Consider the following 12,546-nt stretch of genomic DNA (forward strand, 5'->3'; position numbering starts at 1 on the left):
GAAAGGAAAGGGAATGAAAACACTACCGATTTACCAGGTCGACGCTTTCTCCAACGACGTTTTTGGCGGCAACCCCGCGGCTGTCATGCCGCTTGAAGAATGGCTGCCAGACGACACCATGCAGAAACTGGCGCTGGAAAATAACCTCTCGGAAACGGCCTTTCTGGTTGCCCTTCCCGACGATACAGAAGAAGACTTCCACATCCGCTGGTTCACTCCCGGCATCGAAGTACCACTCTGTGGCCACGCTACCCTCGCCAGCGCCTGGGTTCTTTTCAACAAACTGGGCTGGGAAAAGAATCAGATACTCCTCCAGTCCAAAAGTGGCCCCTTGGGCGTAAAGCAGACAGACGACGGCTGGCTGGAACTGGATTTCCCGAACCTGGCGTTCGAAGAGTGCCCAACGCCCAACCTGATTCTGGATGCCTTGGATGGCGCCCCGGAGACGTCGTTTTTCGTCCCCAGCGACACCAACTACATGGTCATTCTGAAAGATGAAGCCGCAGTAAAAGCCGCACAACCGGACATCCGCAAGCTGAAGCAGCTCGGCAGCCTGGGGGTCATTCTTACGGCACCGGGTAGCGACTGCGACTTTGTCAGCCGCTACTTCGCCCCCGGCGGCGGTATCGACGAGGACCCGGTTACCGGCTCCATCCACAGCGTTCTGGTGCCCTATTGGGCCGAAAAGCTCGGAAAGAACCACCTATTGGCTATCCAGATATCCGACAGGGGTGGTGTTCTGAGGTGTGAACTTAAGGGCGACCGAGTCGCCATCGCCGGCCAGGCGGCGTTCTATATGGAAGGGAACGTACAGCTGCCCTAACATCTTCGCAAAAATGTATACTGCGCCCAATTAATAAACACGGGGCGGACAGCAAAGATGTTTGGCAAGGAACGGGTTGAGGGCATTCAGGGATCGTCAAAAACAGGGATGTTTTTGTGATCCCCCAAAACTACGACGTCATCATCATAGGCGCCGGCGCCGCTGGCCTGATGTGCGCAGCAACAGCGGGCTACCGTGGCCGCCGCGTTCTGGTTATCGACCACGCTAACAAACCCGGCAAAAAAATTCTCATGTCCGGCGGTGGCCGTTGCAATTTCACCAACCTCAACAGCACCCCGGCGAACTTCCTGTCGGACAACCCCCATTACTGCATCTCCGCCCTCAAACGCTATACACCCCAGCACTTCCTGGACCTGGTAGAGCGTCACGGAATTGAGCACGAGGAAAAGGCCGCTGGGCAGCTATTCTGCAAGGACAGCAGCAAGGAGATACTCAATATGCTGCTCACCGAATGCGAATGGGCAGGCGCAGAAGTGCGGCTTAAAACCAGTGTTAAAACCATCAGTGGTGACGATCACGGCTATCAGCTCCAAACCAGCAGCGGCACCCTGACTTGCGAATCCCTGGTCATCGCCTGCGGTGGATTGTCCATCCCCACCATGGGCGCGACCGGGTTTGGTTACGACATCGCACGACAGTTTGGGCTTTCCGTACTTCCAACCCGTGCAGGGCTGGTTCCGTTCACCCTGCACCCGGAACTGAAGGAACAGTTAGCGCCCCTGTCCGGCGTCAGTTGCCCTGTGGACGTAAACTGTAACAACGAACATTTCCGCGAGCCGATGCTGGTCACCCACCGCGGGCTCAGTGGCCCTTCGATGCTGCAGATCTCCAGTTTCTGGCGTCCAGGCGACAGCCTGAACATCAACATGCTGCCCGCAACAACGATAGAAAAGGACTTGCACGACCTGCGAAAATCACGGCCTCAATCCACGATTGCTCAGTACCTTGCGCAACACCTGCCCAAACGCTTCGCCCAGGCCCTGAACGACCTTCACGGCTGGGCCGGCCCGCTGCAAGGCTACAAGAACAGCGATATAGAGCAGGCGGCCCGAACCCTGGACCAATGGACCATCAAGCCCGCCGGCACCGAAGGCTATCGAACGGCCGAAGTAACCTTGGGCGGCGTGGACACTCGCCAGCTATCCTCCAAAACCATGGCGGTTCTGGACAGGCCTGACCTGTACTTTATTGGCGAAGTAGTAGACGTGACCGGCCATCTCGGTGGGCATAATTTTCAGTGGGCGTGGGCGTCGGGTGTGGCTTCGGGTAATGACGCTTGATGCGCTGGGCGCACTCCAGACTATAGATATTTCTCAATAGGCAACCACGACAAAAACCCGGACTTCGCCCGGCGCCACCAATCCACGGTCGGCTCGCTGGTAAACTCCGCCTCACCGCTGCGCCACTGGAGATCTCCGTCCTCTTCCAGGGCCACCTCCCAGCTATTGCCGGGCGCCATGGTCAGCCGTATATCTGCCGCCACACGCTCTGCCAGCTCGGCACTGTGGATAACCAACACGGTTTCACCGTTGAGGTAAATGGAGCGGAGGTTCACGTTGAACGAACCCACCACCAGAGTGCTGCGATCAAAAACCACAGACTTGGAGTGCAGGCTGACCTCTCCCGTAGCGCAGAACGCATCCTCACTCAGCCATTGCCGGCAGGCCTCGGCATTGGGCTTGAGTTCGTAGATGTTTATGCCCTGCTCCAGCATGTAGGGGCGCCAGCGGGCATAACCCGCATGATTGGTGACGAGATCGTTGGAAGCGAGTGAGTTCGTCAGCGCGGCAACCTCCAGTTGCGGACGCTCGTTCGCACCCAGCGCCTGCAACTGCTCCTTGGCAAGGATGAGGTAGGCGGACTCGATCAGGATTTCCCGGGTTGCTGTCTGCGCCAGGCGTTGCAATGCCAGGGCGCTTCGTTTAGGCGTCTCTGAGGGCGCGTCCATGTTTTCGGGAGGAGGGTCAAACACCAATTCTCCCGGAGCTATCGTCATCCGGTTAAACGCCTTTGCCAGCTCAGACCTACCCTGCTCCGCCCCTGTGGGCGCAGAGACGGGAAGCCGAGGTTGTGCGATGACCTGTTGCCGAAGCCCCTCCATCGTCTCGGCTAACTCGGTGTCAGCAGGCGCGGAGGCGTATAGATCGGAAGCGGGGTATGCCCAGCGGCTGCTCCAGTAGGCCTGAAAATTATCCGCCATGCCCTCAACCACCGGCCCCAAGGCAAGGACATCGCGGTCCCTGAAATAGCGGCTCTCGTCGAAGCCGAAATATTCATCACCGATGTTGCGGCCACCGACAATGCCAGCGGCCCCGTCCACCACAAATGTCTTGTTGTGCATCCGACGGTTGATGCGTTGGAAATCCATCAGAAACGATACCCATCGGCCCCAGCCACTGCGGTTTCTGGCAGGGTTGAAGATGCGAATATGAATATTCGGATGGGTATCGAGGGAAGCGAACAACTCGCCGATCCCTTCGGCGTTAAAGTCATCCAGCAGCAGCCGAACCTGCACACCACGGTCTGCTGCCATCAGCAGTCGGCCAGCCAGATGCAACCCGGAATCATCACGGTTCCAGATGTAGTACTGGGCATCAATACGGTGTTCAGCCGCTTCAATCATCGCGGCTCGGTACAGGAAGGCGTCTTGGCCGGAATCCAGCAGGTAGTAACCGGATTGACCATTCGCCTCGGCCAACCGTTGCCGGGACTGGCTGGAAAGGAAGCTGTCATCAGTCAGCACGGCGGTTTCAGCTCCGGAATGAGTGGCCGGCGGCAAACTGCCGGCGCAGCCTGTCAGCAGCACCAGCAGCACCAGTAAACAGTGGCGTGCCGACATCAGCCTAGCCTGGTTTAGCATTAGCGCAGGATCACCAGCGGTTTTTTCGCAGTCTTCAGCATCGTGGTCGTGGTGCTTCCTACCAGGAACTGCCGAATTCGTGAATGACCATAAGCCCCCATCACCAGGATGTCGATATCGTGTTCTTCCTGATAGGCATGGAGTGTTGGCTCTACATCCCCGGCGCGGATGGCCAGGGTGATGTCGGAGCCAAGGTCACCCAGCATCTTCTCTGCTTTCTTGAGCTGTTCCCAACGGTCATTGGTGTCCGCTCCAATCATCACCAGATGAATCGGCATTTCTTTCAGTACCGGGCTACCCGCCAGAAGTTCCACGCCCTTGAACGCCGTGGCGCTGCCGTCAAAAGCCAGCATGGCGCTCTTTGGCTGCTCGTACTCGTCCGGAACCAGAAGAATCGGGCGGTGGACACTGCGAATCACGGTTTCCAGCTGGCTACCCACGTGAATGTCACGGTCTGAGCTGCTCTCGCCGTGCAGTCCCATTACCAGCAAACGCGTCTGGCTTTCCAGGGCCAGCAGCGATTCTGTTAGGTCTCCATGGCGCTGGCGCTTGATTACGTCGCCAGTTCCCTGTTCCTTCACCCGGCGCTCTGCCTCATCGAGCATGTGATGGCCGTGTTCCAGGGCCAGCTTGGAACGTTTGCGGTCAAGCTCGGCAAGCTCATCCATCAGCTGTTCACGGCTTCCCAAGCCAATGCTACCTGCCAGGTCAGGCTCTGTTGGATAGCGTTCCTCGTCGAGAACGTGCAGCAGAGTCATCGGGGTTTCCATGTGCTTGCTGGCCCAGGCAGCGTAATCACACACCGCCGGTGCAGCCCGGGAGCCGTCGATACAGGCAACTACTCGTAGCATTTCAACCTCGCCTTGGTGATCCTTGTGGTTGTTATTCTGACCGGTTACGTCTTTGAATTCCTTGGCTTGTGTCATATCAGTGCGCCATCAACTGGTCAACGGCCTCGGGTTTGTCGTGCACTCCAAAGCGGTCAACAATGGTGGCGCTGGCTTCATTCAGCCCGATGATCTCCACCTCCGCGCCTTCGCGACGGAACTTGATAACAGCCTTGTCCAGCGCGCCCACTGCGGTAATGTCCCAGAAGTGCGCCCGCGTCAGGTCAATCACCACATTATCCACTGCTTCCTTGAAATCAAAGGATTCCGTAAATTTTTCCGAGGAACTGAAGAACACCTGGCCGACAACATTGTAGGTTCGGGTATCGGTCGCTTCATCAAACTCGGACGTCACCAGCATGTAATGGCCCACCTTGTTGGCGAAGAACAGGGCCGCCAGAAGGACACCCGCCAGCACGCCGAAGGCCAGGTTGTGCGTGGCGACGACGACAATAACGGTCACGACCATCACAATGTTGGTGGACAGGGGATGATCTTTCAGGTTTTTGATCGACGCCCAACTGAAGGTACCGATGGACACCATGATCATCACCGCCACGAGGGCCGCCATGGGAATCTGTACCAGCCACTGGTCCAGCACCAGCACGAGAACCAGCAGGAATACACCCGCTGTCAGTGTGGACAGCCGCGTTCGGCCGCCGGACTTGATGTTGATAATGGACTGGCCAATCATCGCGCAGCCGGCCATGCCACCCAGCAGCCCAGAGCCGATATTGGCAACGCCCTGCCCTTTGCACTCCCGGTTACGGTCACTGGTGGTATCCGTGAGGTCGTCAACAATGGTGGCGGTCATCATGGATTCCAGAAGGCCAACAATGGCGAGGCCAACGGAGTAAGGCAGAATGATCATCAGGGTTTCAAGATTCAGCGGCACATCAGGCCACAGGAAAATCGGAAGCGTATCCGGCAGTTGCCCCATATCACCGACCGTGCGGATATCGATGTTGTAGACCATCGCGACAATGGTCAACGAGACGATACAGATTAGCGGAGATGGCAGTATGCGACCAACCACGGGCACCAGTGGAAACAGGTAAATGATCCCCAGCCCGGCGGCGGTCATGGCATAAACGTGCCAGGTGACATTGGTGAGCTCTGGCAACTGCGCCATGAATATCAGGATAGCCAGGGCATTCACAAACCCGGTTACCACGGAACGGGACACAAAGCGCATCAGGCCGCCGAGTTTCAGATAGCCAGCACCGATCTGCAGCAGCCCGGTCAGCAGCGTGGCCGCCAGCAGGTATTCCAGACCATGTTCCTTGACCAGAGTCACCATCAACAGCGCCATGGCCCCTGTCGCGGCAGAGATCATACCAGGGCGGCCGCCCACGAAGGCTATCACCACAGCAATACAGAATGAGGCATACAGCCCCACTTTCGGGTCTACACCGGCGATAATGGAAAAAGCGATGGCTTCGGGAATCAGCGCCAGAGCCACCACAATGCCGGCAAGCAAATCGCCGCGTATATTGGAAAGCCAGTCGGCTTTAAGCTTGTTCACCATATCGTTGGTATCCAGTCAGAGAGGGCAAATTCGGGACGTAAGAACCGGTTGTAGTCATCTCGGGGTGACTACCGGAGTTCAATCAGGGCATTAACCTGGGAGCGCAGGACGCTAGGGCGGAGTGATCGTCGTAACGGTCGTGGAGACGTTCATTAAGGTACGTTCATAAGCTGCGAATTAAAGGCGGCGAAGCATACCAGAACGGTGCTGGAAAAGTAACCGGCGGGCCCGGAGACCGGACCCCGTTTACGCCACAGGCCCGGACAGGCCGTTGCTGGCGAGATGAAAGGCAATAATCGCCATCATGGAACCAATGGCGCCATCAATGAACCGCCAGGACATGGGGCTCGACAGCCAGGGAGAAAGCGCCGCCCCGCCGAACGCCAGCAGACAGAACCACATGACTGACGCACTGCTGGCGCCCGCCACGAACACCAGGGGACTGGCCTGTTGCGCGCCGATGGCGGGAATCAGCAACAAGGTATCCAGATACACTTGCGGGTTCAGCAACGTTACCGCCAGAGTGGTCAACACCACGGTCCGCAGGCTCGAAACGTCCGCTTTCCTGGCATCCAGGGCATCGCGCCCTTTCGCAGCACGGGCGAAAGCCAGCAACGCCAGCCAACTGAGGAAGGCCACGCCCAGCCAGCGCATGACATCCAATGCCTCGGGCACCGCCATCAGCGCCGCATTGACACCAAACATGCCGGCCGTGAACAGCAGGATATCCGCCGTCATGCAGATGCCCGCACAATACCAGTGGTGTTCCCGGCGTATCGCCTGCCCCAGGATGTAGGCGTTCTGAGCACCGATCGCAATGATGATTCCGCCGCACACCAGCAGCCCTGTCAGATAACTTGTCAGCATGTTTCCCTCCGAATGTGCTGGAAGCTTAAGGGCTAATCGCTATACTTAAAAATCATAAACCTTATATCCCATGAAAATTTCTTATGCTGGACTACAAGCTTCTCCAGGCCCTTGCCGCGGTGATCGAAAATGGTGGGTTTGAGCGTGCCGGGGAGATACTCGGCCTCACCCAGTCCGCTGTATCACAACGCATAAAATCACTTGAAGTGCGTTTGGGGCAGCCCGTTCTGGTCCGGTACCCGGACCTGCAGGCAACGCCGGCAGGTAACAAACTGCTGAACCACTTCCAGCAGGTACAGTTGCTGGAACGAGACCTTCGAAAAACCATACCCGCCCTGGCCGAGGACACTACGCGCCTGCGTATCGCCATCAACGCCGACAGCCTGGCCACCTGGTGGGCCGCTGTGGTTGGGGAGTTCTGCAGCCGGGCGGGTTTATTGCTGGACCTGGTTATTGAGGACCAGGATGTGGGCCTGAAGCGAATGCGCGATGGCGATGTAGCCGCCTGTCTGTGCAGTAGCAGCCAGCCCATCGCTGGAGGGCGTTGCGTGGCACTCGGGGAAATGACCTACATGCCGTTGGCGACCCCGCAGTACGTCCGGCACTTTTTTCCGGATGGCATTACGCCGGAGGCTTTTGCAACCTCTCCGGCCATTGTGTTTGGCCCCAATGACCAGCTACAGCACCGATTCATGGCCGGCTGCGGTTACCATGGCCGATTCCCTTACCACCTATGCCCCTCTTCCGAAGGGTTCGTCCAGCTTGCCAGGGCCGGCATGGGCTACGGTATGATTCCGCAGATCCAGGCCAGTCATTGGCTGGACAATGGGAGCCTGATCAACCTTGCTCCGGGGCAAGAACTGAAAGTGCCTCTCTATTGGCACTTCTGGCGTCACAGTGGAGAGCTGCTACAGCGTTTGACCACCACGCTTGAGGGGGCCATAACCCACCGTTACCGCGCACGGCGAAACGTCAGATTGTAACGGCTGTCACCCGTCAACGAATGCTGTGCCTGCTTGAGCGTCAACACGCCATGGTAGCGGAGCCGCGCCGGACCTCCCCAGACCACGACATCGCCATTCTCCAGAGGCACACGCTGTGGCCGGTCACTGCGCCGGGCACCTCCAAACTGGAACATCGCCGGTGTGCCCAAAGACACCGAAACAATCGGCTGGTCGAAATCGTCCTCATCTTTGTCCTGATGGAGACCCATTTTGGCGCCGGGCGCATAGCGGTTTACCAGACAGGCGTCCGGCTCGAACTTCGAATACCCTGCAGCGCTTGCCGCCATAACCGCCAGAGACCGAAACATTGTCGGCATTAACGGCCAAGGCTCCCCGGAAAGCGGATCGGTTCGCTGATAACGATAGCCCCGCGTATCCGTCACCCAGCCCCACTCGCCGCAACAGGTCATGGCCACCGACATAGTGTGGCCGCCCGGCGTCTGCATTTGCCGAAACGGCGCCTGTTCCGCCAGGCCTTCAATCACCTCCAGCAATTCGCTGGCGTCGGCGCAGGCGAAACGGCGAAGGACAACCGCTCCCTCGCAGAGCGGCTCGACCCAGGGCTCTGATGAAGATGACTCGAACAAATCCATGGTCATTACGCGTTCACCGTATGATCAGGAAAACCTTGAGTTTAACGTCTACCCTTAGGTCAGTGCAGTACCCTGCGCCCTGATACGCCAGACCACCGTTTAAGGAAGAACCATGCGTCAAAATCGCCAGTCAGCGCAGGTGTCGCTTGCTTTCCTGATTGCCTCCGCGATTACCCTCGGCATGCTGGTGCTCACCATTGTACTGGTCGGGCAAAGCTTTCGCGGTATGGAGAACGCCAAGATAACCGCCGCCAGTGCCACGGCCCGCCAGCTTGCCGTCAGTGTGGACGACCGCATCCGTGCCATTACCGGCCCGCCGTCAACCGCTCTCGCGGTCCTCAGCCACGACCCTCTGGCCATCGCCGATACATTAAAACAACGCTTGGTCAGGCTGCCGGTCGTCGCCGACATTCTCGACAGCAGCGACATCGTCAGTGCCGTTTATGCCGGGTATACCAACGGCGATTTCTTCCTGCTGCGGAAAATACACAGCTCCGGTGCCATGCAGTTTTCCGAAGCCCCTGCCGACGCCCACTACCTGCTTCAATCCATCACTCGAACCGCGGACGGCAAGCCGCAACCCGTGTGGCACTTCTACGATGCGAGCCGTACCCTCCTTCAGCGCCGCACGCCTTCCGACTACCGCTTTGATCCGCGAAGCCGTGGCTGGTACAAGCTCGCCAACGCCTCCGGCAACACCGAACTGACCGCACCCTATGCCTTCTTTACCACCGGTGAAACCGGCCTGACCCTTTCCCGACGACAGTCCCTTGCGAAGGGCCTGGACGGCAATACCGTGTTTGGCATCGATGTAACGGTCACCGACCTGAGCGCACAGCTAGCCGAGTTGCGGCAAACGCCCGGTACCCGCATTGCCATTGTCAACGCCGAGGGCTCCCGCCTGGCCTACACAGGGCCTGAGGCCACCGCCAATGTGGCAGTTTCCAACACATCAAAGCCACAAGCGCTGAATGACGGAGCCATCAACGCTGTCCTGGAACTCGATAGCAAGCAAACCACCAGTGAATTGGTCAATCGCTTTACCACCGAAAGCCGGGACTGGTACGGCATGACCGAGCCCCTTGAGTCCCTGGACCAGGAGAACCTGAAAATCGCCGTGGCCATTCCCGCCAACGAACTATTGGCTGATGTCTGGGCGGCTCTAACCCGGCAGACCATACTGGCAAGCGCCATCGCATTTTTGTTGCTGGTCATCGGCTGGTTCCTGGGCCGTCGCGTGGGCAGGCCGCTGGAATTGCTGACACACCGAGTGGGCGCACTCTCCCGGTTTCGCTTCGACACACCCATTTCCGTTGACTCCCATATTCGCGAAGCCCGTCAGCTCAGTGTTGCCCTGGACGATATGGCCAGCACCATTCGCAGCTTTCAGAGCATTGCCACCGCGCTCAACCGGGGCCAGGACCTGGATAGTCTTCTGACGGATATCCTCGAACAGATCGTTCACATTCTCGGACAGACCCGGGGCGCTATCTACCTGATGAACCGACAGAATGGTGAGCTCTCGCTATCCGTGGACCGCGGCATGCAGCCGCCGGAAACCATCTCTGGCGTCAACGCCTCGGACGACGACAACGAAGTGATAAGGGCGCTTCGCCACGCCCTTTCCGGCCACCCGGTGTTCGCCATTCTCAGGAACCGTCGTAAACAGCTGATTGGAGCCCTGGTTATCGAAATGGAACATGGTGAGCACACCCATCTGAGCGATGACCTGATCGTATTCGTCGTGAGATTGCCGCTCCGCCGCCGTCGCCATCGAAACCCGTGAACTGATTGAAAGCCAGCAGGCGCTGCTCGAAGGCATCATTCGCCTGGTTGCCAACGCCATTGACGCCAAGTCACCGTATACGGGTGGCCACTGCGACCGCGTACCCAAACTCGCCCAGATGATGGTGGATGAAGCCATCCAAAGCTCCGCAGAACCCTTTGCCCACTTCACCATGAACGACGACGAACGCTACGAATTCCACCTGGCAGCATGGCTTCACGACTGCGGAAAGATCACCAGCCCCGAGCATGTGGTGGACAAGGCGGTCAAACTGGAAACGATCTACAACCGCATCCATGAAATTCGCACCCGCTTTGAAGTTCTGCACCGGGACACCGAAATCCGATGCCTGAAAAGACAACTGGCTGGCGAGAGTTCCCGACAGGCCGAAACCGACCGGGACCTGGAACAGGAAGAGCTCCAGGAAGCCTTTCGTGCCGTCGCCAACGCCAACACTGGCGGCGAATTCATGTCGGAGGACGATATAGAGCACATCCGACAGATCGGCCAACGCACCTGGGTACGTCATTTCAGTGACAGGTTGGGATTGTCCGGCGACGAAAGACAAGTGCTGACTGACACGCCGGAGCAGGCTTTACCTGCGACCGAACCTCTGATAGCAGACAAGCCCTCTCACCTCCGCTCCTGGGGTGAGCACAAACCACCCGTTACCAAAGACGACCCACGAAACCGGTGGGGATTCGACATGACACTTCCAGAGCATGCCGTCAATCAGGGTGAGCTCCACAACCTGACCGTGGCAAAAGGAACCCTGACCCCCGAGGAACGCTTCCGGATCAACGATCACATCGTGCAGACCATCTGCATGCTGGACGCCCTGCCCCTACCAGACAGGCTGGCGAACGTGCCCCACCTGGCAGGCACCCACCATGAACGCATGGATGGACAGGGTTACCCTTGCCGGCTGAATGCAGACAACATGGGCATTCCCGAGCGGATCATGGCGGTGGCGGATATTTTCGAGGCGCTGACCGCCGTAGACCGCCCCTACAAGGAGGGCAAGACACTGACCGAATCCCTGGCCATCATGCAGAGAATGGTGAATGACGGACACATCGACCGGGCGGTGTTCCAGTTGTTCGTCCGATCCGGCATTTACCGCCGATACGCGGAGCAACACCTGCGCCCGGAGCAAATTGATACCGTGAATGAGGAACGCTTTCTGACATGAACATTCCTCCATCGCGGCGGGTTGTTTTCGAATTCTCCGCCGAAACCCGTATACTTTGCGCAGTTTTAAACACTTGAAAAGGACACTGACATGTTCGGCCTGTTTATCGGCGGTTTGATCGGCTACCTGTTTGGCCGCTTTCCCGGCCTATTGATTGGCGCTGTGGCAGGCGTACTATTGACCCGATACATCAAAAGTCGTCTGTGGCAAAAATTGCGCAACGTGCAGACGGACTTCCTCGAATCCGTGTTTGCGGTCATGGGCGCCCTGTGCAAAGCCGATGGCGTCGTCACTCGAGACGAAATCGAAGTGGCGGAACGCCTGTTCGACCGCTTTCGCCTCTCCGGCGAACACCGTGAGCGCGCCAAGGCCGCCTTTAACCGCGGCAAAGCCAATGACTTCGACCTGGATGCGGAACTTCAGCACTTCCTACGGGTGAGTGGCCGCCAGCCAGCATTGCTGCAGATGTTCCTTCAGGTACAGGTGTCTGCCGTTGCCGCCGATGGTGTGGTGCACCCGGCCGAACACGAAATGCTGGTGCGCATCGCCCGGGGGCTGGGGCTTCCCGAGGCTCAGGTAGACCAGCTGGAAGCCATGTTGAGAGGCGCTCACGCTGGCCAAGCCGGTGCGTCTGGCCAGGCATCGTCCGCCAGCCAGATCGATGATGCGTACAAGGTTCTCGGGGTGTCGTCTTCCGCCAGCGACGCCGAGATCAAGAAAGCCTACCGCAAACTGATGAGCGAAAATCATCCGGACAAACTGGCGGGGCGAGGCCTGCCTGAAAGCATGCGGGAAATGGCGGAAGAGCGCACCCGTGAGATCAGCCACGCCTACGACGTGATCAAGGAAGCCCGCAACTAACGTTTCGGCGAGGGCCTTTTCCGCCACCCTCGCCTACCAAAGCGGGACAGAACTGGACCTTTACCTGTTGTATGGAGCGGTGCTATTTCCTGATATGACATGTCGTCACGTTTAGGTTTTATAT

At 58.2% G+C, this 12,546-nt stretch carries 11 protein-coding genes; 6 read left to right on the plus strand and 5 right to left on the minus strand.

Translation table 11 applies throughout. The annotated features are described in order from the left end of the window. Window positions 1–13 precede the first annotated feature (13 nt). Both MDG893_RS01220 and MDG893_RS01225 read left to right on the plus strand, forming a co-directional pair. The gene (locus MDG893_RS01220) at window positions 14–823 is read left to right on the plus strand and encodes a PhzF family phenazine biosynthesis protein (protein ID WP_007151881.1); all 810 of its coding nucleotides are present in this window, start codon (window positions 14–16) and stop codon (window positions 821–823) included. A gap of 119 nt (window positions 824–942) precedes the next feature. Beyond that, window positions 943–2,124 carry a BaiN/RdsA family NAD(P)/FAD-dependent oxidoreductase gene (locus MDG893_RS01225; protein WP_040474190.1) on the plus strand — a complete coding sequence of 394 codons (1,182 nt, stop codon included), beginning with the start codon at window positions 943–945 and terminating at the stop codon, window positions 2,122–2,124. A gap of 20 nt (window positions 2,125–2,144) precedes the next feature. On the opposite strand, the gene MDG893_RS01230 is transcribed toward MDG893_RS01225, so the two are convergent. The 4 genes from MDG893_RS01230 to MDG893_RS01245 all read right to left on the minus strand — a co-directional run bounded on the left by MDG893_RS01230 (window position 2,145) and on the right by MDG893_RS01245 (window position 6,986). Next, on the minus strand, window positions 2,145–3,683 hold the full coding sequence (locus MDG893_RS01230) for a phospholipase D family protein (protein WP_007151883.1): 1,539 nt from the start codon (window positions 3,681–3,683) through the stop codon (window positions 2,145–2,147). 20 nt (window positions 3,684–3,703) lie between these two features. Continuing rightward, window positions 3,704–4,630, minus strand: coding sequence for a universal stress protein (locus tag MDG893_RS01235; RefSeq protein ID WP_007151884.1), 927 nt, complete (start codon window positions 4,628–4,630; stop codon window positions 3,704–3,706). 1 nt (window position 4,631) lies between these two features. Beyond that, complete coding sequence (locus tag MDG893_RS01240; protein ID WP_007151885.1) at window positions 4,632–6,119, minus strand: SulP family inorganic anion transporter; 1,488 nt, start codon at window positions 6,117–6,119, stop codon at window positions 4,632–4,634. A 246-nt stretch (window positions 6,120–6,365) separates the two neighbouring features. Further along, entirely contained in the window at window positions 6,366–6,986 is a 621-nt protein-coding gene (locus MDG893_RS01245) for a LysE/ArgO family amino acid transporter (protein WP_007151886.1), read from the minus strand. 83 nt (window positions 6,987–7,069) lie between these two features. Here MDG893_RS01245 and MDG893_RS01250 point away from each other — a divergent pair, with 83 nt between their 5' ends. After that, the gene (locus MDG893_RS01250) at window positions 7,070–7,969 is read left to right on the plus strand and encodes a LysR family transcriptional regulator ArgP (protein WP_007151887.1); all 900 of its coding nucleotides are present in this window, start codon (window positions 7,070–7,072) and stop codon (window positions 7,967–7,969) included. Here the strand turns inward: MDG893_RS01250 and alkB are convergent. Then, the gene (alkB, locus tag MDG893_RS01255; RefSeq protein WP_007151888.1) at window positions 7,939–8,589 is read right to left on the minus strand and encodes a DNA oxidative demethylase AlkB; all 651 of its coding nucleotides are present in this window, start codon (window positions 8,587–8,589) and stop codon (window positions 7,939–7,941) included. The two genes, MDG893_RS01250 and alkB, sit on opposite strands and share 31 nt — an antisense overlap. A 106-nt stretch (window positions 8,590–8,695) precedes the next feature. On the opposite strand from alkB, the gene MDG893_RS21120 reads away from it, so the two are divergent. From MDG893_RS21120 to djlA, 3 genes are all read left to right on the plus strand, one after another. Continuing rightward, a complete protein-coding gene (locus MDG893_RS21120) occupies window positions 8,696–10,369 on the plus strand; it encodes a methyl-accepting chemotaxis protein (RefSeq protein ID WP_007151889.1) in 1,674 nt (557 codons plus the stop codon). Between the two features lie 118 nt (window positions 10,370–10,487). Continuing rightward, the gene (locus MDG893_RS21125) at window positions 10,488–11,561 is read left to right on the plus strand and encodes an HD-GYP domain-containing protein (protein WP_007151890.1); all 1,074 of its coding nucleotides are present in this window, start codon (window positions 10,488–10,490) and stop codon (window positions 11,559–11,561) included. A gap of 90 nt (window positions 11,562–11,651) precedes the next feature. After that, window positions 11,652–12,422: a co-chaperone DjlA gene (gene djlA / locus MDG893_RS01265; RefSeq protein ID WP_007151891.1), complete on the plus strand. Its 771-nt coding sequence runs from the start codon at window positions 11,652–11,654 to the stop codon at window positions 12,420–12,422. Window positions 12,423–12,546: the final 124 nt, after the last annotated feature.

This window comes from Marinobacter algicola DG893, from assembly GCF_000170835.1.
In the GTDB taxonomy this organism is placed as follows: Bacteria; Pseudomonadota; Gammaproteobacteria; order Pseudomonadales; family Oleiphilaceae; genus Marinobacter; species Marinobacter algicola.